Genomic DNA, 23,281 nt, shown 5'->3' on the forward strand with positions numbered 1-23,281 from the left:
TGCAGCCGGGTTGGCCGTGACGGGTTGGAAGTGGCGAGAGGGTTCCGCCGCGCCCGTCGCGGAGATCCGCGATGCAGGGACGGAGACTTGGTGCGCGCGCCGGCGAGAGCCGGGCGAGCCTCTATGAAGAGATCACGAGCAAGATCATCGGTGAGCTGGAGGCTGGCCGGGTGCCCTGGGTCCGGCCATGGGGGACGCAAGCGGCGAAGGCTCAGCTGGCCTTGCCACGGAATGGGGCTACGGGTCGGCCGTACTCGGGGATCAACGTTCTCATCCTCTGGGGGGCAGTCATCGAGCGCGGGTTGACGGGCCAGAGCTGGTTGACCTTCCGGCAAGCTCTCTCGCTTGGCGGTCATGTCCGCAAGGGCGAGCGCGGCGTCTCTGTCGTCTACGCCGACCGCTTTGTGCCATCGGATGAACGGCAGCGTGCCCGCGAGGTCGGCGAGGAGGCGCAAGCCATTCCGTTCCTGAAGCGGTTTACTGTATTCAACACCGACCAATGCGATGGTCTGCCAGATGATATCGCAACCGTGGCACCGCTTCCGCCGCCGGGTGTCATGGAGCCTGTGGTCGAGACCCTGATTGTCAACAGCGGCGTCGACTTCCGGATCGGGGGTGATCGTGCGTTCTATGCGCCAGGCGAAGATTTCGTGCAGGTGCCACTGCCAGCGGCGTTCTTCGAGCCGATCAACTGGTACCGCACCGCTTTGCATGAGCTCGCCCATGCGAGCGGTCATGCCTCGCGGCTGAATCGGGATCTCTCGGGTCGGTTCGGCAGCCGCAAATACGCCTTCGAGGAGCTGATCGCCGAGATCGCAGCCGCCTTCAGCTGCGCCGCGCTCGGCATCGTGCCGACCGTGCGCCATGCCGACTATCTCGGCTTCTGGCTCGACGTCCTGCGCGAGGATAGTCGCGCCATTGTCCGGGCGGCAAGCCAGGCGAGCCGCGTGGCCGACTATCTCCTCGGCTTTGCACCGAGTGCTGCTGGCCTCGCTCAGCCGAGCGCTCCGGATCGCGTACCCGCGTGAACCCTGCACGCTTGGGAGAACAGAGGAGAGGGAGAGGGCGAGAGGTGCTCTGCGACGGGTTGAAGGCCTGAGAGAGAGGCTCCGGGCCGCCCGTCGTGGAGAACGAAGACATGACCAAGGCCGCTCACAAGATCACGCTGTCGCCATCGCGCGACATTCCTTTCAACAAGCTCGTGCTCAGCCAGTCCAACGTGCGCCGGATCAAGGGCGGCGTTTCGATCGAGCAACTGGCCGAGAGCATCGCCGAGCGGACGCTGCTGCAAAGCCTGAACGTTCGGGCTGTCCTCGATGCCGAGGGCAGGGAGACCGGGATGTTCGAAGTGCCCGCGGGCGGCAGGCGCTACCGGGCGCTGGAGCTCCTGGTGAAGCAGAAGCGAATGGCGAAAACGCAAGCTGTGCCTTGCGTGGTGCGCGATTCCGGTTCGGCCCTGGACGACTCGCTCGCCGAGAACGACCAGCGTGTCGGCCTGCATCCCCTGGATCAATTTCAGGCGTTCCAGGCCCTGCGTGACGGCGGCATGGGAGAGGAGGAGATCGCGGCGCGGCACTTCGTGACCGTTGCGGTCGTCAAGCAGCGGCTGCGGCTGGCCGCGGTCTCGCCGGCGCTTCAGGACGTGTATGCCGCCGACGGCATGACCCTGGAGCAGCTGATGGCGTTTTCGGTGACGTCGGATCATGCACGCCAACAGGAGGTCTGGGACAAGGTCAGCCGTTCCGGCGGCGATACGCCCTACCAGATCCGGCGGCAGCTCACCGAGCAGACGGTTCGGGCGTTCGACCGCAGGGTCCAGTTCATAGGGCTGGCTGCCTACGAGACGGCCGGTGGCGCTGTGCTGCGGGATCTGTTCGAGGCCGACGATGGCGGCTGGCTCCACGATGTCGCGCTGTTGGACCGGCTCGTGGCGGAGAAGCTGAAGGCGGAAGCGGAGCGGATTGGCCTTGAGGGCTGGAAGTGGATCGCGGCCGCCGTCGACTTCCCTTTCGGGCATACTCATGGCTTGCGCGAGCTTCATGGGCAGCCGGCAGAGCTCACCGCCGACGAGCGGGCGACCATGGAAGCGCTGCGGACTGAGCAGGCCAGGCTCGAGGCCGAACACGGTCAGGCCGATGAACTGCCTGAGGATATCGATCAGCGTCTCGGTGAGATCGAGGCGGCGCTGCAGTCCTTTGACGAGCGGCCGATGATTTTCGATGCAGCCGAGATGGCGCGCGCTGGCGCGTTCGTCAGCATCGACTCGGAAGGCCGACTGCGCGTCGCCCGCGGTTTCGTCCGACCCGAGGATGAGGCCGTGGTGTCGGAAGATGAGCCGGAGACCGAAGCTAGTCACGACAGGGGCACTGCGACCGCCATTCCGGATATGGAGGGCGGGGTGCCGGCGGCGACAATCGTCATCGGTCACGGCGAGCAGGAAGCGCCCGCCGACGCGGAGGATGTCGAGCGGCCGCTCCCCGACCGGTTGATCAGCGAGCTCTCGGCGTATCGCACGCTCGCCCTTCGTGAGGCACTCGGCCGAGAGCCATCCATCGCCTTCAAGGCGGTGCTGCACACCTTCGTGCTCGCGGCCTTCTATCCCTACGGGTCAGTCTTCTACTGCCTGGAGATCTCGCTGCGCACCCCGAGCTTCCCGGCGCAGCCGCCGGGCCTGCAGGACAGCGCTCCGGCAAAGGCGATCGCCGCGCGTCATGCGGCCTGGAAGGCGAAGCTGCCGGCCAACGACAAGGACCTCTGGGCAGCGTTGACGACGATGGACGGAGCGGCCCAGGCAGAGCTGTTCGCCCATTGCGCCGCGCATGCGGTGAACGCGATCTTTGAGCCGGCCAACCGCGTGCATCAAGGCCGCCTGTCCGCCCATGGCGTCCGCGGGCGCCTCCGACAGGCCGACCATCTGTCGCGCGCCGTCGGGCTCGACATGATCAGCGCCGGCTGGAAGCCAACTGCCGCCAACTATCTCGGTCGCGTCACCAAGCACCGCATCCTGCAGGCCGTGCGAGAAGCGAAGGGCGAAGCGTCGGCGCAGCTCATCGAGCATCTGAGGAAACCGGATATGGCGCGCGAAGCCGAGCGGTTGCTCGAAGGCAGTCGCTGGTTGCCCGAGCCGCTGCGTGGCGCGGATGCCGAGGTAACGCGGGCGGTCGATGGCGTCGATTCCGCTAGCCTGCCGGCGTTCCTCAGTGAGGATGAGGAGGCGACGGGAGGCGCTGATGACGTGGAGGAGATCGTTGCCGCGGAATGATCAGCTTGCCTTCGCGGCCGATCCCAACCTGAAGAAACCGAAGTGCAAGCCCGGTCAGATCGGCCGGGCTTTTTTCATGGAGGTCACTGTCGCGTCGAGCAGCTCGAGAGTGAGAGAGGCGGAGCAGCGCGATTGAGTCCGCCGGACCGGAGAGAGCGTTCGGCGGAGCTCTTCCGTGTTCCGCTCTCCTTGAAGGTTCCTCGACATGATCACCGAGACGAACTGTCCGGCTGCGCCCTTCGCGCTGCTTGCGCGCGCCAAGGCCGTCCTTCGTGCAGCCGAGCTGCTGCTGCCAAGCCTTACCCGGGGCGAGCGGATCGATGCCAGGTGCCTGCGCCTGGCCATGCAGACCGCATTTGGCGCCAGTGACGCCGATGGAAGCTGGGATTGGAAGACGGCCTACGACGCCTGTGAGATCGCCTCTGTCCTATTCCTCGTCAAGCACGGTCCAGCGATGATCAAGGCCAGCAAAGGCACTCCCCCGGCCATGCTGCCGATGGTCGCAAAGGTCGCGGCCCTACTGCCGAGCCACACCAGGCGCTCACTCGAGAGCCAGAGTCTTCAGCAGTTCTCGACCCCGCTGCCATTGGCGTTCGCTGCGGCCGCGGCGGCGCAAGTGACTTCGGTCGATCGGGTGCTCGAGCCATCGGCGGGGACAGGAATCCTGGCCGTCTTTGCGGAGCTTGCTGGCGGCTCGCTTCTGCTCAATGAGCTCGCTGCAAGTCGCGCAGCCTTGCTCGATCTGGTGTTCGCGGGTCTGACCGTGACCCGCTTCGACGCCGCGCAGATCGATGATCATCTCGATGCGGCCTTCGTTCCAAGCGTGGTTCTGATGAATCCCCCGTTCTCGGCGACCGCGAGTGTGGACCGTCCGCTGGCCGATACGGCGTTGCGCCATGTGTCTTCGGCCCTCGCACGGCTTGGAGACGGTGGGCGACTGGTCGCAATCACGGCCGCCGGCCTTGCGCCCGACAATCCGACCTGGACGGATGCCTTCGTGCATCTGCAGGAGCGCGGTCGTCTGGTGTTCTCCGCGGCGATCGATGGCACTGTCTATGCGCGGCAGGGCACGACGACCGCCACACGGATGCTCGTGATCGACAAGCGCCCAGCTCCGGACGCTCGTGTGTTTCCGCAATCTGCCGGGGTGGCACCTGATGTCAGGACCTTGCTCGGCTGGATCACGGCGCTCGTGCCACCGCGGCCGCCGATGGCCAGCCGGTTTGTCGCTCAGGTGGGTCAGCGTGCAAAAATTCGTTCGAGACGGGATCTGGATCCCGCATGCTCCTCTCCGTTGCCGACGTCCAGTGAGCCTGAGGGCTGCGAGCTTGCCTACGACATCGTGGATGAGGTCTCCGACGAAGGAACTCGCCTGACTGACGCGCTCTATGAGACGTATCAGTTGCAGTCGATCCGGATTCCGGGCGTGCAGCCTCATCCCACGAAGCTCGTGCAGTCGGCGGCGATGGCCTCCGTCGCACCGCCAAAGCCGTCCTATCGGCCGCATCTTCCGGCCAGGATCGTCACTGAAGGCGTGCTGTCCGGAGCGCAGCTCGAGAGTCTCATCTTTGCCGGCGAAGCGCATGGTGGATTCCTCGCCGGCTTTTGGACGGTCGACGAGACCTTCGACCAGGTCCGTGCGGTCGGCGAGGACACGGAGACGGCGGTCCGCTTCCGGCGCGGCTGGTTCCTCGGTGATGGCACGGGCGCCGGAAAAGGCCGCCAGGTCGCCGGCATCCTGCTCGACAATTGGCTGAAGGGCCGGCGCCGGGCGGTCTGGATCAGCAGGTCCGACAAGCTGATCGAGGACGCGCAGCGCGACTGGGCAGCGCTCGGCATGGAGCGGCTTCAGGTCACGCCGCTGTCGCACTTCCGCCAGGGGGCGCCGATCCGGCTCGATGAGGCCATCCTTTTCACGACCTACGCCACGCTGCGGACCGACGAGAAGGCCGAGAAGCTTTCCCGCGTGCGCCAGATCGTCGACTGGGTGGGACGGAATTTCGATGGCGTGATCATCTTCGACGAGAGCCATGCGATGCAGAACGCCGCAGGCCACAAGGGCGATCGGGGCGATCAGGCGGCTTCACAGCAGGGCCGCGCCGGATTGCGGTTGCAGCATGCGCTGCCCAATGCCCGCATCGTCTACGTCTCGGCGACAGGCGCGACCACCGTTCACAATCTGGCTTATGCCCAGAGGCTGGGACTGTGGGGCGGCGCGGATTTCCCGTTTGCGACGCGGGCGGACTTCGTGGCGGCGATCGAGCAGGGCGGCGTCGCGGCCATGGAGGTGATGGCGCGCGATCTCAAGGCCCTCGGGCTTTATGCGGCGCGCTCGCTGTCCTTCGAGGGCGTCGAATACGAGCCGCTCGAGCACCGGCTCACGGACGAGCAGGTCAGGATCTATGACGCCTATGCCGAGGCGTTCGCGGTCATTCACAACAATCTCGAGGCCGCGATGCAGGCGACCAACATCACCGGCGCAACCGGCACGCTCAACGCCCAGGCCAAATCGGCCGCGCGCTCGGCCTTTGAGTCGGCCAAGCAGCGCTTCTTCGGGCACCTCCTGACTTCGATGAAGACGCCGACGCTGATTCAGGCGATCAAGCGCGATCTCGATGCTGGCCACGCCGCGGTCGTCCAGATCGTCTCCACAGGTGAAGCCCTGATGGAGCGCCGGCTGGCCGAGATCCCGACCGAGGAGTGGGGCGACGTCCAGGTCGACATCACGCCGCGCGAATATGTCCTCGATTATCTCGCCCATTCCTTCCCGGTCCAGCTCTACGAGCCGTTCACCGATGGCGAAGGCAATCTGTTGTCGCGTCCGGTCACTCGCGATGGCCGGCCGGTCGAGAGCCGCGAAGCGGTCGCTCGCCGCGATCAGATGATCGAACATCTCGCTTCGCTCGCCCCGGTGCCGGGTGCGCTCGACCAGATCGTTCAGCGCTTCAGCACGGACATGGTCGCTGAGGTCACGGGCAGGTCGAGACGGATCGTCCGCGTCCGCGATCGGATGGTGGTCGAGACGAGGGCGACCTCTGCCAACCTCGCTGAGGCCGCAGCGTTCATGGATGATAGGAAGCGCATCCTGGTGTTCTCGGATGCCGGCGGCACAGGCCGCAGCTACCACGCCGAGCTCTCGGCGACGAACAAGCGGCTGCGGGTGCATTATCTACTGGAGCCAGGCTGGAAGGCGGATGCCGCGATCCAGGGGCTTGGCCGGACCAATCGCACCAACCAGGCGCAGCCACCGCTCTTTCGCCCTATCGCCACCGACGTGAAAGCCGAGAAGCGCTTCCTGTCGACGATCGCGCGCCGGCTCGACACGTTGGGCGCGATCACCCGTGGCCAGCGCCAGACCGGCGGACAGGGACTGTTCCGGGCGGAGGACAATCTCGAAGGCCCGCACGCCCGCGATGCCCTGCGTCAGTTCTATGGGCTGCTCGCCCGTGGGCAATTGGGGAGCTGCTCGCTGCAGCGGTTCGAGCAGGCCACGGGATTGAAGCTCACGGACGAGAACGGCCTTCGCGACCAGCTGCCGCCGATCACGACATTCCTGAACCGGCTGCTGGCGCTGACCATCGAGCTGCAGAACATCCTGTTCACGGTGTTCGAGCAGTTGCTCGCGGCGCGGATCGAGGGCGCGATCGCATCCGGGACTTTCGATGCCGGTCTGGAGACGCTGCGTGCAGAAAGCTTCGTCGTCATGGAGCGGCGCACCATCAACACCCATCTGGCAACAGGTGCCGAGACCCATCTCGTCACCATCGCCCAGCGTGACCGCAACCGGCCGATGCCGCTGAACGAGGCCTTGGAGCGGCTGCTGCAACGCCGCGCTGTTCCCGTGACCCATGTCCGCTCGGGGCGAGCGGCGATCCAGGTGCCGGCGCCGAGCTGGTTGCTCGACGATGGCGAGATCGAGCAGCGCGTCCATCTGATCGGACCGATGCGACGCCAGACTCTACCGCTCGCCAGGCTGGCCGAGCATGATTGGGCCGAGACAGACCGCGAGCAGTTCAAGGCCGGCTGGAGTGCGGAGCTCGCATCCATTCCGGAGTTCACGACCACCACGATCTACCTCGTCACAGGGCTTCTGCTGCCGATCTGGAAGCGCCTCCCTCAGGAGTCCGCGCGGGTCTACCGGCTCCAGACCGATGCGGGCGAGCGCATCATCGGCCGCAAGGTGCCACTCAGTTGGGTCACCGCAGCGTCGACCGAGCGACCTTCGCTCGCTCCCGATGACGCGTTCACATCCGTGCTGCGTGACGGCTATGTACTCGATCTTCATGAGGGCTTGCAGCTGCGGAGGGTGCGCGTCATGGGCGCCAACCGGATCGAGCTCTTGGGCTTTCCTGCGGGCTTACGGGATTGTCTCAGGGCCTACGGGCTGTTCAGCGAGATCATCTCGTGGAGGCTGCGGATGTTCGTACCCACCGATGCAGGCGGCCCGGCGATCCTAGCCAGCGTTCTGGAGCGGTTTCCAATTGCTGAGGTCCGCGGGCGGGAGCTGTCGTGATGTCAGACGACGCGTCTGAACTGGCGCGCCGCCTTGCGCGTGAGGCCGAGGCGGTGTGCCGTCACTATCTGTCCAACGGCAGACGTCAGGGACGCTACTGGTTGGTCGGTGATGTCAACAACACGCCGGGCCGATCATTGTTCGTGCGATTGCACGCCTCGTCGAAGGGGCCGGCCGGCAAATGGACGGATGCTGCGACCGGGGAGCATGGCGATCTGCTCGACGTCATCGGCTCGGTTTGTGGCCTGAGCAGCTTTCACGAGGTTGCCGGGGAGGCGCGCCGTTTTCTGAAGCTGCCGGACTGGGAACGCAAGCCTCCAGTCGGTGCTGTGAATGCCGTGCGCCCCCGCGACTCCGCCAGAGCGGCTCGCCGGCTGTTTGCGATGGGGCAGCCGCTGTCTGGAACGCGCGGCGAGGCCTATCTTGCTCATCGCGGTATCGACCCGCGCGCGGGCACTGATGGTCTACGTTTTCATCCACGTTGCTACTATCGGCCGGACGATGCCACCGATGTCCAGACATGGCCCGCGCTGATTGCCGCTGTGACGGACCTCGAGGGGCGCATCACCGGGGTTCATCGCACCTGGCTGGATCCCGATGGCTTCGACGATCGCAGGCTTGGCAAGGCGCCAATCGACACGCCGCGGCGGGCGATGGGCGATCTGCTTGGGCATGCCGTGCGCTTCGGGACCGCCAAGGACGTGCTTGCGGCCGGCGAGGGCATCGAGACCATGCTGTCGTTGCGGACGGTGCTGCCGACCTTGCCGGTTGCTGCTGCGCTCTCGGCCAACCATCTGGCGAATCTGCTGTGGCCGGCCACGCTGCGCCGGATCTATGTCGCCGTCGATGCTGATGCTGCTGGTATCGCCGCGGCAGAGACGTTGACGACACGCGCGCTGGACGCCGGTATCGAGGCGATCGCATTATGCCCTCGCCTGGACGACTTCAACGAAGACCTACGCGTTTTAGGGACAGCCAAGCTCCTGGACGTCTTGCGTCATCAGCTGCTGCCCGAAGATGCCGAGCGCTTCGTGAGCGCGGCTGCGACCTAAACGTCGGCTCGACGCTGGAGAGTCGTTCGGCGCTCGCCGCACATTGTCGGGACAAGAGGATCTCGTCAGGGCGTCAGAGAGCCGCGCCGGGGCCTTCTGAGAGGCGATCGGACGGCAGGCGGTCCGGTCCGGCAATGGCGGTGCGTGGCCATTTTCCGCCGGCCCGCAGGCGGGCCTTTGCATCGCGAGGCAAAATAGCCGCGCACACCGCCATCCTCCGCTGTCGCTCCGGCCCGCTGCTCGAAGGGATCAGCGGGTTCTGGTCCGGTCCTCCCGCCGTCTTGGAGATCGCCATGGAAGGCCGCGATCGACGCGGTCACCGAACATAGACGAGGTCCCCATGTCCGACCAGCAAGACGAGATGCGTGAGCCGCACGATACGCAGTCGAGCATCGACAACGCCCTGACCGAACTCCAGCTGTACGGCTACCGCCCCTTCGACGATGAGCTTGATCCTCGGCCGCTCCCTGAAGGCAGGGGCATCGCCGGCGCGGTCGCCGATATCTTCGACGCCCTGGTCGCGACGCTCTCGGAGACGCGCCTCGAGCCTGAGCTGAAGGAGCTCTTGTGGTCAACGGTCAACCTGTTCCACCGTGCCACGATGCGCATCGAGCGCGAGCTCGACGACAACGAGCAGGCGCAGCGCTCGAGTCAGCGCGAGCAGAACGGCTCGGAGGTGCGCTCGGTCGAGCTCGAGCGCCTGACGTCGGAAGGACTGTCACTGGTCGAGCGTCGCAACGCCATGGAGCTGTTCCGCGATCTGGCCGCCGAGGCCTTCGAGCTCCATACGCGATCGCCGTGGCGGCCGCGCTCGGGATCGCAGGTCAGCCATCGCACGCTGACGGCGGCCATGATCGACTCCCGCGATTTCCTTGCTGCCAAGCATCGGGCTGAGACGGAGGTCATGCTGCCGCCAGGCCCCAAGATCGCGCTGACCGGCGGACCGGACTTCAATGACGTCGCACTCATCTGGGATCGTCTCGACAAGGTCCATGCCAAGCATCCCGACATGGTCCTCCTGCATGGCGGCTCGCCGAAGGGGGCCGAGCTGATCGCTAGCAAATGGGCATCGAACCGCAAGGTGCCGCAGATCGCGTTCAAGCCCGATTGGACAAGACACAATAAGGCCGCCCCCTTCAAGCGCAATGACGCCATGCTGGCGACGCTGCCGATCGGCGCCATGGTCTTCCCGGGCTCCGGGATCCAAGGCAATCTCGCTGACAAGGCTCGCCGCCTAGGCATTCCCGTCTGGACCTTCGGGCAAGGCGGCGCGTGAGCGCCGTCAATCGTGCAGGTCCTTTGCGTTCGTCCAAGCGGCTGCGGCGACATCCCAAGCGACTCCTGCGCTCGGCATCGACATGTATGTCTGCTTGAATGCGTCGGACCTGGTGGCGCAGAGTGCATGGTGGTCGCTGACCGCCGCGACGCTGTGCCGGCCTTGATGTGCCTTGCGATTGGCGGCACAATTGCTCGAAGGTCGAGCTGTCGAGTGAATCGAGGTTTGATGGTCGCGTGGGCGGCGCGGACGTGCTGGAGCTCGGCGGAGTGCCTCATGAGCCGCTCGGCCACTGAGCATCGGCCTATCGGCGGCGTAGCTCGGACGGGCTATGCCCGAATTTCCGCCGGAACACGGTGCTGAAGTGTGACGAGCTGCTGAATCCCAGCTGGTAGGCGACCTCAGTCACCGACAACACGCGCTGCTCAAGTCGTGTCAGCATATCGTAGGACCGTTGCAGGCGCCGGTCGAGAATCCACTCCGACACCGACATGTCCGTGAGTCGAAAAAGATAGTGCAGGTGTCTGAGCGAGACCCCGTTGTTCCGTGCGATCTTCTCGAGCGAAAGGTCGTGGTCGGTGAGATGCTCCTCGATCCAGGCTTTGACAGAGCGCAGGCGGGCTTTCTGAGCCGTGGCGTCCTCGGAAAATTGGTCCTTGTCGCCCATGTCCAGGGCGAGAGCCAGAACATCCATCAGCTCGTCGCCGAGCCGCGACCTCGCCGCTTCATCGACTGACGATGCTTCCGATGCCAACGTCGAACAGAATTCGGCGGCGATCCGGCCAAGACCGCGTCCGGTCGCAATAGTCATCGCAACGGGAATCCGATTCTCGGTGAATCGCGACGAAAATTCTTTGCGCGGAATCTCAAGGTAGAGGGATCTAACCTTCCCTACGCACTCCAGATCGTAGGCTTCGGCCGCGGAGAAGATTGCACCGACGTGGGGATTCGTATTCAGCGTCTGGCCTGCCTGCAGGACGTTGATCTTGCCCTGTTGAACGAATTCGACGTAGTAGCAATCCTTGTCGAGCCTGGCGATGTGCCGCTCCCGTCGTGATATCCGTTGCTCCGACAGCAATACGTCGGTCATCGTCAGCACGCCAAATCGTGCTTCCCGGATGAAGCCCTGATAGTCGGACCGTTGCTCGGCCTCGACGTCGACATGGACATAGACGTCGCAAATGGCGCCTTGCCAGGCAGCGTAGCGCTTGGAAGGCTCAAGGCTTTCCGTTGTGAACACGAGCTCCATCGGTCATCCATCGCGAGCAGCCCAAGCTGCATTTTGCATCGCACAAGGACCGTTCCGCAATTCTAGTTGCCCAGCGGCTCTACGCAAGCCAACTTTGCGCGGCCATGCAAAAGCTTTGCGCTCCGAGGCAAGCGTCACTCGGGGCGGCAAGCTAAGAGAACAAAAATGGGAGGAAGCAGTCGCGGATGCCGATGCGGGCGTGCGTGATTTGCCGTGCCAGGGACTGCAGCAATGGGGGGAGGCCTGCCTTCACCGATGACGACGAGGTTCACGCGCCCTGTCGGCTCCATTGCTGACATCGTGGCGCTGGAGCGGCTGCCATATGACGCCCTCGTACCTGCGCGAAATCTGTATCACCTGTTCGAGGCGACCGCCCGATTGCATCCGGATCGGAAGGCCCTGACCGTTCTGATACCTCGTGAATCCCGCGAAATCAGCCTCACTCACCGTCAATTGCTCGCCGACATATCCCGCGCGGCGAACTTGTTCAGGGCGTCCGGCATCAGACCGGATGGACCGACCGTTGCATTCCTCTGCCCGAGCCTGCCGCAGGTCTTTCCGGCCTTGCTCGGCGCCCAGGTCGCGGGCGTCGCGAGCTCGATCAACTATCTGCTGAACGAGGACGCGATCGCCGATCTCCTCGAAGCGCAGAATGCAGCGTTGCTTGTGATCCCTTCGGAAGCCGACGATCCGGCGCTCTGGCACAAGGCGAACAAGGTCGCCGCACGGGTCGGATCTTTGCAGAAGATCCTCGTTCTAGGCGAGAGCCGCGACGCGAACGGCCGAATGGCCGTCTTTGACGAAGCCGCTTCGAGGCACCGAGATGCGCTCGATTTCGAACCGTCAAATGATCGGCGGTCGGTGTGCGCGCTCTTCCACACGGGAGGGACGACCGGACGTCCAAAGCTCGTCCGCCTGACACATGGCAACCAGATCCACGCCGCATGGGGCTTCGCCCAGGTTCACGGGCTCGACGAGTTTGACATCGCGCTGAACGGGTTTCCGCTGTTTCATGTTGGCGGCACCATGACTGCAGGTCTGTCGATTCTCGCCGCTGGCGGCCACGTGATCATTCCGTCACCCTACGGTCTGCGAGTCCCGGAGGTCATCCGCGACTATTGGTACACTGTCGCACGACATCGCGTGACGATCGTGAGCGGCGTGCCGACCTCCATTGCGGCTTTGGCGGAGGTGCCGATCGGGTCCTGCGATATCAGCTCGGTCCGGATGGCGCTGACTGGAGGTGCGGTGCTCCCAAAGGCGGTCGGTGACCGTTTCCAGGCCAGGACGGGAGTGAGGTTGTTCGAGACTTACGGGATGACGGAGACCGCGGCGGCGATCGCGTTCAACCCGGGTCGCGGTGAGCCTCTTCAGGGCAGCGTCGGATTCAGGGCGCCGTTCTCGCGAACGAAGATCGTGGCACTGGGCGACCCGAAGCTGAGGAAGGAGTGTCCTCCGCTCACGAGCGGGCTGGTGCTGGCCAAGGGCCCGCAGGTATTCCCCGGATACGTCGATCCCACGCACAATGTCGGCGTCCTGACCGACGATGATTGGATCGTGACCGGCGATATCGGCTACCTCACCGCAGACGAGCGGCTGGTTCTCACAGGTCGGGAGAAGGACCTCATTGTTCGCAGCGGCCACAACATCGATCCCGCCGCGATCGAAGATGTCGCCAATGCATATCCTGGCGTGCAAATGAGCTCCGCCGTTGGCATGCCGGACGCCTACGCTGGCGAGGTACCGATTCTCTTCGTTGTGCCGTCGCCACAGCAGACGATCGAGCTCGCGCGGCTCTGCGACTACCTCGAGCAGAATGTCCACGAGCCCCCCGCTCGCCCGAAGCGCGTGGTAGTGCTTGACGCGCTTCCAGTCACCGCCGTGGGCAAGATCTTCAAGCCGACGCTTCGCGATCTCGCTGTTCGGGAGAAGGTCAGGACGGAAGTCGATCGGATATTCGGTCCTGCAACCGCGGCAGACATCCAGGTCGACAAGGACGACAAGCTCAACACGGTCGTCTGCATTTCGGTCGAAACGATCGACAAGGTCGCGCTGGGCCGGCTTGCAGAGAGCCTGTCGGCGTTGCCGCAGACCTATCGTATTGAAGCGACACCGCCACGCGGGCGGGCGTAGTTGGGAATTGGTGAGAGCAACGATGAAGCACTTTCGGCTTGGTCAACAGGAGATCGTGTTCGCCGTCTTCGCGGCGCTGTTCCTGGCCTTCTCGATCTTCCTCAAGGGCTTCCTGACCGCCGACAACATGCTGACCCTGCTGCAGAACGTCGCCGTTCTCGGCATTCTCGGCCTGGCGATGGCCGTTGTCGTCATCGGGCGCGGCATCGATCTATCGCTCATCGCTGCCCTCGCGGTCCCCGGCGGGCTCGTCCTGCAGATGGTGCAGAACGGTCATTCGTTGCCGGCCTCCTTGCTCGCCGCCGGCCTCCTGGCCGTCGCCATTGGTCTCGTCAATGGCTGGCTGATCGCCTATGCGGAGGTGCCGCCGCTGTTTGCAACGCTCGCGACCGGGCTGTTTGTTGCAGGACTTGGGCAAGCGGCGCTGTTCCAGCTCGACGTCGTCCAATGGAGCGACGGCATGGCGGGATTCGAGCGGCTCGGGCAGGGCAGCATCCTTGGCATTCCGACGTCGATCGTGATGTTTGCGATTGCCGCTATCGCTGTGTTCGTTCTGCTGCGTCAGACCCGTTGGGGGGCCTTTATCTACGCGGTTGGTGACAATCCGTTCGCCGCACGGGTGACCGGCATTCCCTCGCGCCCGATTGTCGTGCTGCAATATGTGCTTGCCGCGGTGATCGGTTGCTTTGCCGGTCTCGTGATGGCGGCATCCGTCAACTCGATGCCCACCCGGATCTTCAACTCGACCATGATCTATGACGTGATCCTCGTCGTCGTGCTCGGGGGCATCGGATTGTCCGGCGGCCGCGGCGGCGTCGTGAACGTCATCATCGGCACGCTGCTGATCGGGACCATGCTGAACGGCATGACGATTCTGGATATTCCCTATGCCGGACAGAACCTGATCAAGGGCGTCGTCCTGCTGATCGCGGTGATCACGGATACGATCTTGAATCCGCGAAATGAAGAAACGGCCCAGCAAGGCGACATCTAGCTCAGTCCGAAAAATGAAAACATCAAACGGGAGAAAACGACGATGCGCACGCATAGCTTAGCACTTGGAAGTCTGGTGGCGGTGACGCTGGCTGCGGCGCCGGCGCTCGCGCAGCAGGGGCTTGACGAGCCCTTTCAGAAGACCTTTCGCGAGGCGCTTGCCGGCAAGACGGTCGCCTACGTGCCGGTCGCCATGAATTTCGATCTGACGGAGGGCTGGTACGCGGGCCTGAAGAAGGAGCTCGAACCCTACGGCGTCAAGTTCGAGATTCGTGATCCCAACTGGAACACCAATGCGGGGGCGCAGGCCGTCACCTCACTGATCTCTGAGAAGCCGGCGGTCATGGTGATCCACAACCCCGACGTCCAGACCTATGCCAAGCTGTTGCAGCGCGCCGAAAACGAAGGGATCTACGTCATCCAGATCAACATGGGATCAGCCTATCGCAGCTCCGCGTTCGTCGGCGCGAACTGGATCGAGATCGGCGAACGCCAGACCGAGGGGGTGGTAAAGGCCTGTCAGGGCAAGTCGAACAAGATCGCGATCATTCAGGGGGCGCTGTCCGCGGCCGCCAGTGCCTACACACTCAAGGGCGTCGAGAACGTTCTCGCCAAGCATCCTGAAATCAAGGTGGTGTCGAGCCAGGCGGCCGATTGGGATGCGGCGAAAGCCAAGGCCATCACGCAGACCGTCCTGAAGCAGAATCCCGACCTGTGCGGCATCGTGGGCTTCTGGGATGGAATGGATATCGGCACTGCCGCTGCGATCAAGGAGGCCGGGCTCACCGGCAAGGTCTTCCTGGCAACATCGGGCGGTGGAGAGCGCAAGGGCGCCTGCGAGCTCGTGAAGAACGGCTCGTTCGATCTGAACATGAGCTACGACGTGCCGACGCAGGCGGCGCAGATGGCCGGAACGATCAAGTGGCTGCTGTCCTCGGGGGTGAAGGCGGGCTCGGTCAAGGGCTTCGAATACAGCACGCTCATTCCGATCACCAAGGAGAACGCAGACTCCCAGACGTCGTGCTGGAACCTCTCCGATCTCAAGAAGTGACGACGCTCCGCGGCGCGCGTTCCGGCTCGGCCGGGACGCGCATCAAGACGATTGCATAGGCAGTACCCATGGAAGGCAGATGCGCGAGACATTGACTCGGCTGCGATATCGCTACTGGCCCGACCATCTCCTCGGCGAGATATTGTCCAAGAGGTGGACCGAAACCGCCGTTCCTGTGCTTCTGCTCCTGATCGTCGGCTTCGCATTGAGCCGGGTCCTGGAGCACTTTCTGTCCCCCGCCAGTCTCGCCGACACTGCGCGCCAGGCCGGAGAGATCGGTTTCATCGGTCTCGGAATGGGGCTTGTGGTCATCGTCGGCGGCATCGACCTGTCGGTCGGGTCGATGTTTGCCCTGACGGATTTCTGCGCGCTCTATCTCCTGGACGTTCTCAATTGGCCCGTTCCGGCAGTGGTCGTCGCGACCATGGTCGTCGGCGGGCTGCTCGGCGCCGTGAACGGGGTCTTGATCGGATATCTGAGACTTCGCGCCTTCATCGCCACGCTGATCACGCTGATCATCTATCGCTCGGCGTTCGATCTGCTGATTCAACGCTATTCGAACGCCATCGCGTCATCGCTTCCAGATATCCCCTCGTGGGATTTCATTGGCGGCGGGGATGTTCTGGGAATCCCGAGCGTCGCGCTGCTCTATGTCATCGTCGCCATCGTCGGCCATGTCTTTCTGACGCGGCTGCGGCCCGGCTGGCACATCACGGCGATCGGCGGATCGCGCCGCTCGGCCTACAATTCCGGCATTCCGGTGCGGCGGACCATCGCGCTCTGCTACGTCGCGAGCGGCGTTCTGACCAGCATCGGTGCGTTGTTCTTTGCCGCCCGCCTCGGAACCGTGGGCGGCGACATCGGCGTCGGCCTCGAGGTGATCGTCCTGACTGCAACCGTCCTCGGCGGGATCACACTGGGCGGTGGCAAGGGTTCGGTCGTCAAGTCGCTGGTCGGTGTGCTCATCGTCCTCCTGATGACCAACGGCTTGACCGCGATGAACGCGCGTGGCGGCGTCAACCGCATGGCGCTCGCGACGATCCTCCTGGCGGCCGCCATGGTCGATATACGCTGGCAGAAGAACCGCAACCGGATCATCAGCAAGGTCTACGTTGCCCCGACCTATCATGCGCTGCCGCCGCCACCCCCGACCGAGATCGGCAAGGGCGGGCCGTTCGAGCAGAACGACAAGCTTCGCGATGTGTCTCTCATCGGGCTCGGACGGATCGAGGCGCCGGAGGATGTCATTCTCGACCGCAACGACGTGCTCTATGCCGGCTCCCGTCACGGTGACATCATCCGGTTCTTTCCGCCGGACTACGAGCGGATGGAGGTGTTCGCCCATATCGGCGGCCAGCCGCTCGGAATGGCGTTCGACCGCCAGGACAATCTGTATGTCTGCATCGGCGGCATGGGTCTCTACCGCATCACGCCCGACGGGACCGTGGAGAAGGCCACCGACGAGACCAACCGAAGCCTGTATTCGGTGAATGACGACAGCCGTCTGCGGCTCGCCGACGACCTCGACATCACCGATGACGGACTGATCTTCTTCTCCGAGGCGACCGTTCGCTACGAGATGGATGAGTGGCCGGTCGACGGGCTGGAGGCCCGCGGCAACGGTCGCATCATCTGCTACGACACGAAGAGTGGAACGACCCATACCGTGCTGCGCGGACTTAAGTTTCCGAACGGCGTCGCTGTTGCCAGCGACGGTCACTCGATCTTGTTCGCGGAAACCTTCGGCTGCTCGATCAAGCGATACTGGTTCGCTGGTCCGAAGAAAGGCGCGGTCGAGACCGTCATGGACAACCTGCCGGGCTATCCCGACAACATCAATCTGGCGTCGGATGGCAACTATTGGCTGGCGCTGGTCGGCATGCGCAGCCCTTCGCTCGACTTGGCGTGGCAGATGCCGGGCTTCCGGCGGCGCATGGCCAAGCGGGTGCCGATCGACGAATGGCTATTTCCGAACATCAACACCGGGTGCGTCGTCAAGTTCAACGAGCAGGGCCAGATCCTGGAATCCCTCTGGGACCTCAAGGGCGTCAATCATCCGATGATTACCTCGATGCGGGAACACCGCGGTTATCTCTATCTCGGCGGTATCGCCAACAACAGGATCGGGCGCTTCAAGCTGGAGAACGCCGATCCCGACTTCGTCCACTACGATACACGCTGGAGGAGGCATTCGTGATCGCCGCCATCCGTGAATTCGCAAACCGCTTGCTCGGCCGTGGCGATGCGACCATCACCGTTCCGTCGTTCGACGGGGCGCTGAAGGCCAATCAAGTGCTGGAGGCAGCCGAAACGCTCCTCGAATGTGAAGCACCGGAGGATATTGCGTCCGACGGCCGTTCCCTTCTCATCGCCGACGGCGCACGACTCCTGCGTTGGGCCGGATCGTCGCCTACGGAGATCCGCAGGTTCGCGCGGCCGATCTCTGCGTTGGCGATGCTTCCGTCCGGCGGTCTGGCCGTTGCGATTGGCGGCACTGAGGTTCATTTCTATGACGACATCACCGCCAAGACCCCGGTCTCGACATTTACCGGTGAGTTGCGCGCCGTCAACGCGCTTGCGCCCGCAGGCGACGGCACCCTGATCGCAACCGATGGTTCGTCATCGTATGAGGTCGGCGATTGGGCGCGCGACCTGATGGAGCTCGGTGATACCGGCCGTGTCTTCAGGCTCGATCCGCGGACGCAGACGATGCAGCAGCTTGCGGGCGGGCTTCGCTACGCCTTCGGTGCCGTCGCAAACGGCAACGACGTGCTGGTCAGTGAAAGCTGGCGGCACCGTCTGGTCTCGATCGCACCCGGCGGCACGCGCACGGTCGTGCTCGGTCACCTGCCGGTCTATCCCTCCCGGCTTGCACCGGCGCATGGCGGCGGCTTCTGGCTGACGGCCTTTATCGCCCGCACGCAATTGGTCGAGTTCGTGCTGCGCGAACCGGCCTACCGGCGTCGCATGATTGCTGAGATCGAGCCTGACTATTGGGTGGCACCACGGCTCAGGTCCGGCCAGTCCTTCAAGGAACCGCTGCAGGGAGCGCACATCAAGACCATGGGTGTCATGAAGCCGTGGGCTCCCCCACGGTCGTACGGACTCGTCATCCGGCTCGGTGTCGACGGACTGCCGGTTTATTCGCTTCATAGCCGCGCTGATGGCGTCAATCACGGCATCGTCGCTGCCGTCGAATACGGCGGCGACCTCGTCATGATCGCAAAGGGGCCGGGCAGGGTGCTCAGGCTGCCCCTTGCAACCGTTGGCCGGGAGATCCTTCCATGAGCGAGGTCATCCTGTCCCTGTCGAAGGCAACCAAGCTGTATGCCGGCGTGCCAGCGATCGAGGGCGTCGATTTCGAGCTGCGGCGGGGCGAGATCCACGCGTTGGTCGGCGAAAACGGCGCAGGCAAGTCGACCTTGACCAAGGTCATGGCCGGTGTCGTGGCCTTGACGTCAGGTGCAATGACGGTCGATGGCGTCGCGGTGTCTCCCAGAACGCCGCTGGAGGCGCGGCATCTTGGCATCGCAATGGTGTTTCAGGAAAACAGTCTGGTGCCGACGATGACCGTGGCGCAAAACCTGTTTCTCGGTCAGGAGCGATTCTACAATCGGCTGCGCGGCATCTACATCGCGGCTCAGCAGTTCCTCCAATCTCTCAATTTCGACGTCGCGCCGACGGCGACCGTCGGCGGCCTGGGCGCGGCCAAGAAGCAGATGGTCGAAATCGCTCGCGCCGTGCTGCACAAGGCGAAAGTCATCATCTTTGACGAACCCACGGCGACGCTTACGCCAGAGGAGAAGAAGTATTTCTTCGATTTGGTGCGGGATTTGAAGAGGCGCGGTGTTTCGATCGTCTTCATCTCGCACGCGCTCGAAGAAGCCTTGCTGTTGGCCGATCGCATTACTGTCCTGCGGGACGGCAAGCACGTGGTCACCGACGACGCCTCGGGATTCGATCGAGCGCGCATCGTTCAGGCCATGGTCGGACGAAACCTCTCAAATACGCTCTATGGTGTGCGGAAGGACAAAGTGCGCCCGGCCGGCAGGCGCGTGTTGACAATACAGAATCTCAAAATGGCGCCGATGGTCAGGAACAACTCATTGTCGGTGTTCGCGGGCCAGATCACGGGCGTGTTCGGACTGGTCGGCTCGGGCCGAACCGAGACTTTTAAGATCGTCTCGGGTATTCTGAAGCGTGATTTCTTTCACGGTGGAGAAATTCTGCTCAACGACAAGTCTGTGCGATATCGCGTCCCCGCGCCGGCCGTGAAAGCCGGAATCGCCTACGTCACCGAAGACCGCAAGGTGGAGGGCTTTTTCGAGACGGCCTCGATCGCGCGCAACATCTATTTGGGTCTGCTTGCCAAGTTTCCGAAAGGGCGAGCCTGGTTGTCGCGTCGTGAAAGAAATGGGGTCGGCAAGACCTGGATCGAACGTCTCAAGGTTCGCGCCATCGGCGACGAGGTCAAGGTTGTCGAGCTTTCCGGCGGCAATCAGCAGAAGGTTGTCATCGCTAAATCGTTGATTCAGGATCCGGAGCTGATCATCTTCGATGAGCCGACGCGCGGGGTCGACGTCGGGGCCATCGTCGAAATTCACGAGTTGATCAACAGGCTCGCCGATGAAGGCAGAGCTGTGGTCGTGATATCCTCCTATCTGCCGGAAATTATAGCGCTATCCGATCGGATCCTGGTATCAAGGCAGGGCAAGGTCGTCGAAGAATTCTCGGCGATCGAAGCGACCGAAGAGAAGATCATGTATGCCGCCATCCACTGATGCGCGCGGCTTCCAATCGATCAGATCCCTTCAAGCGCACCGACGCCTTACTGGCGACACTCCCGATCGGCCTCACGGTGTTCTCCCGGCTCGGGGATCCAGGGCAACCTCGCCGACAAGGCGCTCGGGCTTGGCATTCCGGTGTGGACTCCTGGCCAAGGCGGCGCGTGAGCGCCGTCAACTCTGCAGGCCCTTTGCCTTGCTAAAGCGGCCCGCGACGATATCCCAAGCGACTCTCTGCACTCGTCATCGAGATGTATGTCTGCTTGAATCGCGTTGCACGTGGTGGCGCGGGAGCGGTCGTGGTCGTCTGACGCGCTGACCGCGCGACGATACCTGCAATCGGCAGCAATTGCTTCTCGTCACGGCCTCTTGGACTGGTCGTGCCTGTCGGCCTTTACGGCGTGGTGCGAGCGCGGCGTGGTGGGAACATCCCTGGTTCGTGCTGCCGCCTTGCACCGGTCTTTCGTCTACGAACTGTCCCCGCCAGTCTCGCTGCAAGACGTGACCCCGATCGGCCCCCGCGTTCAGCGTGGTCGGGATCACAGGAGCTTAGAGCCCTCGCTGCCCTCGTTCTCGAGCTGCTTGATGCGGATCGCTAGCGTTGAACGACAGGGCGTCGAGCTCCATCGGAGAGATAGTCGCGACCCTGCTCGAACCAGCTGGACCCCCTTCCGGATCTCGACTGTCCCAGGCCTTTCGCCGGGCGTGACGGACGTTTGGCAGCCAGGGGCACACATCGGCACACGCTTTTCTTCTCGGTGGCTTCTGATCTTTCGCCTGATCATCCCGCTCTCTTGTGCAGCCTCAGTGCACCATGTTTCTCCTGTGAGCTGAAGAGGCAGTGACGCACCTTGCCTCGTGATGGCTTGATCTGGCCGAAGGCCGGCTGGGCCTCGATCGCCTGAGCGCAACGCCGCCGGCCAACTTTCTTCCCCTGGACGGAACGTCCATTCCTCGCGGGACAAGAAAGTTGGCCGACGCCGTCCTCCGCTGCCGCTTCAGCCCTTCGGGTGCGCCGTCGCTCGCCGTTCGTCCGATATGCGCCATCGAGGCCGCGGTGGTCGCGGCCCGAACCAGCCAAGGAGAGACAACATGGCTTCCATCGGTTCCTTCAAGAAGGTCGGCGACGATTTCCAGGGCGAGATCATCACCCTGAGCCTCAAGGCCAAGGGTGTACGCATCGTCCCCGAAGCCAACCGCTCCAGCGAGAACGCGCCCAGCCACCGCGTCTATGCCGGGCGGGTCGAGATCGGCGCCGCCTGGGCACGTCACTCCGAGGAGGGACGCGACTATCTCTCGCTCAAGCTCGACGATCCTTCCTTCAACGCCCCGATCTACGCCAACCTGTTCGAGGACGAGGGCGGCGAGAGCTACACGCTCCTCTGGTCGCGGCCGCGCAAGACCGCCGAGTGAGCCGATCGCGCTCCGTCCGGATCTGCCGGGCGGGGCGCATCGCAGTCGGCCGGCCGCTCCGACTGCGCGGACTGTTCCTCGCCGGCCTGACCTTTGGGAGCAGGCGAGGCGTCATTACGCCAGCGAGCAGTTGCCGTCGGCCAGAGGGCGAAATGCGCGATCGGCCGGGATCGTGGCAACCACCTTGTAGTAATCGAACGGCTTTTTCGATTGCTCCGGCTCCTTGACCTCGACCAGATACATGTCGTGCGCGACCCGTCCGTCGACGCGCACGATCGTCTTGCCAAACAGCGGATCATCAAAGGCGCCAGCGTCGCGCATTGCCTCGATCACAGCTGCGCCGTCCTTGGCACTGCCGACCTTCTCGACGGCCCGCAGATAGGCCAGCGTGATGGAATAGGTGGCGGCCTAACTCATCGGGGCACTTTGCCGTTGTTGCGCCTGGCGAACCGCTCAGCGAAAACTCGAGTCTTGTCGTTCAGGTCCCTGTAATAGGCGGTGGTCAGCATGAGCCCGTTCGCCGCCTTCAGGCCGAGCGCATGGAGCGACATCGCTGGAACCCGCAGCTAAGTACGTATGGACTGATCTACGGCGACCAATTCGACTATATTCCCGTCGGGGTCAGTGATGTAGATTGATCGCCAACCAATCCATCGATGCTCATAAGTATTTGGGGAGAAGCCTGCGCTTGTGAGTGCATCGAGTGCTTTGGAATATTCCAACAGCGGTATCTCTAGCGCGAAATGATGCAGTGTCGGCGCGTGGATGTCTGATTCACTCCAGGTCGTGCCGGCCCTATTCGATGGTTGATCAACACGGAACAGACCAACGATACGTTCGTGCCCCTCGAACCCAGTTTCAATCTTCAAGAACGCGATACGATCTTCGAAGGTGCGGAGGACCTCAAGGCCGAGAATGTCTCGGTAGAAGCTGATTGCACGAGGAATGTCACGCACCCGAAGCACAACTTCCCCTAAACCTCGGGGACGAACAAGTGCGGCCATTTTAGTCACCTTCAGCAGCGTAGCACGACCCTGCAAGGATAGCCCGACCAGCTAATTCCGCAACGGGTCCAGGCCGGTCCATCGCGTAATTCTCACTCTGCCCAATGTCCGAGGTCGGTCATGATCGGTCTTGTCATCGCTTGAATTGGACGCAGGTCCGTCTCCAATATTCTCAAAGCGGACTCGGGATTGGAAGGGGCTCGTGGCTGAAAATGACCAGTCTCACTAGCTGAGGAGGCCAACATGACCGATATCCCAAGCGCCGTCCCTGCCGTCTCGAAACACGCTCCTTGGAACAAGGCAAAGATCGTCGGCGCAAAGCCGCCGCTCCGTCCGAAGCACGACGCATCACCGACAACAAGGGCCGCTTGCTCGCACATGGCACAACGCGTGCCTTATCTTTCAAGGCTAGAATCGAGGCAATTACTAGCTTCCGGCAGGCGCTGTTTGCGAAAGCCGCTTTGGGTCGATTTCGTTGAAAAAGTCAGCAGTTGCGACGCAGAGATATCGGTGATTCAGTCTGTCTAGTGGGCAGGACTGAAGGTCATGAT

Annotated in this window: 15 protein-coding genes; 12 read left to right on the forward strand and 3 right to left on the reverse strand. The window is 63.4% G+C overall.

What is annotated here, in order from left to right; all coding sequences use genetic code 11:
• The first annotated feature begins 71 nt into the window (after positions 1-71).
• The 5 genes from ACQR1E_RS28700 to ACQR1E_RS28720 all read left to right on the forward strand — a co-directional run bounded on the left by ACQR1E_RS28700 (position 72) and on the right by ACQR1E_RS28720 (position 10,103).
• The gene (locus ACQR1E_RS28700; protein ID WP_316165474.1) at positions 72-1,028 is read left to right on the forward strand and encodes an ArdC family protein; all 957 of its coding nucleotides are present in this window, start codon (positions 72-74) and stop codon (positions 1,026-1,028) included.
• A 110-nt stretch (positions 1,029-1,138) separates the two neighbouring features.
• Entirely contained in the window at positions 1,139-3,262 is a 2,124-nt protein-coding gene (locus ACQR1E_RS28705; RefSeq protein ID WP_316165473.1) for a ParB/RepB/Spo0J family partition protein, read from the forward strand.
• A 205-nt stretch (positions 3,263-3,467) separates the two neighbouring features.
• Entirely contained in the window at positions 3,468-7,775 is a 4,308-nt protein-coding gene (locus ACQR1E_RS28710) for a strawberry notch-like NTP hydrolase domain-containing protein (protein WP_434885788.1), read from the forward strand.
• The gene (locus ACQR1E_RS28715) at positions 7,775-8,827 is read left to right on the forward strand and encodes a DUF7146 domain-containing protein (RefSeq protein WP_316165470.1); all 1,053 of its coding nucleotides are present in this window, start codon (positions 7,775-7,777) and stop codon (positions 8,825-8,827) included. Before ACQR1E_RS28710 ends, ACQR1E_RS28715 begins: the two co-directional genes overlap by 1 nt.
• 340 nt (positions 8,828-9,167) lie before the next feature.
• Positions 9,168-10,103: a DUF2493 domain-containing protein gene (locus ACQR1E_RS28720; protein WP_316170811.1), complete on the forward strand. Its 936-nt coding sequence runs from the start codon at positions 9,168-9,170 to the stop codon at positions 10,101-10,103.
• Between the two features lie 304 nt (positions 10,104-10,407).
• Here the strand turns inward: ACQR1E_RS28720 and ACQR1E_RS28725 are convergent, their stop codons facing one another.
• Entirely contained in the window at positions 10,408-11,352 is a 945-nt protein-coding gene (locus ACQR1E_RS28725) for an AraC family transcriptional regulator (protein ID WP_315718536.1), read from the reverse strand.
• Between the two features lie 255 nt (positions 11,353-11,607).
• On the opposite strand from ACQR1E_RS28725, the gene ACQR1E_RS28730 reads away from it, so the two are divergent.
• From ACQR1E_RS28730 to ACQR1E_RS28760, 7 genes are all read left to right on the forward strand, one after another.
• Entirely contained in the window at positions 11,608-13,485 is a 1,878-nt protein-coding gene (locus ACQR1E_RS28730) for an AMP-binding protein (RefSeq protein WP_434885787.1), read from the forward strand.
• A gap of 22 nt (positions 13,486-13,507) precedes the next feature.
• Entirely contained in the window at positions 13,508-14,479 is a 972-nt protein-coding gene (locus tag ACQR1E_RS28735) for an ABC transporter permease (protein WP_042338693.1), read from the forward strand.
• Positions 14,480-14,521: 42 nt separating this feature from the next.
• On the forward strand, positions 14,522-15,529 hold the full coding sequence (locus ACQR1E_RS28740; RefSeq protein ID WP_316165464.1) for a sugar ABC transporter substrate-binding protein: 1,008 nt from the start codon (positions 14,522-14,524) through the stop codon (positions 15,527-15,529).
• Positions 15,530-15,608: 79 nt separating this feature from the next.
• Complete coding sequence (locus ACQR1E_RS28745) at positions 15,609-17,726, forward strand: ABC transporter permease (protein ID WP_316165462.1); 2,118 nt, start codon at positions 15,609-15,611, stop codon at positions 17,724-17,726.
• Entirely contained in the window at positions 17,723-18,817 is a 1,095-nt protein-coding gene (locus ACQR1E_RS28750; RefSeq protein WP_316165461.1) for a hypothetical protein, read from the forward strand. Before ACQR1E_RS28745 ends, ACQR1E_RS28750 begins: the two co-directional genes overlap by 4 nt.
• A complete protein-coding gene (locus ACQR1E_RS28755) occupies positions 18,814-20,310 on the forward strand; it encodes a sugar ABC transporter ATP-binding protein (protein WP_316165460.1) in 1,497 nt (498 codons plus the stop codon). Before ACQR1E_RS28750 ends, ACQR1E_RS28755 begins: the two co-directional genes overlap by 4 nt.
• A 1,095-nt stretch (positions 20,311-21,405) precedes the next feature.
• Positions 21,406-21,726: a DUF736 domain-containing protein gene (locus tag ACQR1E_RS28760; protein WP_316165459.1), complete on the forward strand. Its 321-nt coding sequence runs from the start codon at positions 21,406-21,408 to the stop codon at positions 21,724-21,726.
• Between the two features lie 114 nt (positions 21,727-21,840).
• On the opposite strand, the gene ACQR1E_RS28765 is transcribed toward ACQR1E_RS28760, so the two are convergent.
• Together ACQR1E_RS28765 and ACQR1E_RS28770 are read right to left on the reverse strand one after the other, a co-directional pair.
• On the reverse strand, positions 21,841-22,119 hold the full coding sequence (locus ACQR1E_RS28765; RefSeq protein WP_316170821.1) for an ABC transporter substrate-binding protein: 279 nt from the start codon (positions 22,117-22,119) through the stop codon (positions 21,841-21,843).
• Positions 22,120-22,292: 173 nt separating this feature from the next.
• The gene (locus tag ACQR1E_RS28770; protein ID WP_316165457.1) at positions 22,293-22,730 is read right to left on the reverse strand and encodes a VOC family protein; all 438 of its coding nucleotides are present in this window, start codon (positions 22,728-22,730) and stop codon (positions 22,293-22,295) included.
• Positions 22,731-23,281 lie beyond the last annotated feature (551 nt).

The sequence above is a fragment of the Bradyrhizobium sp. HKCCYLRH1030 genome (assembly GCF_051168395.1).
Taxonomy (GTDB): Bacteria; Pseudomonadota; Alphaproteobacteria; order Rhizobiales; family Xanthobacteraceae; genus Bradyrhizobium.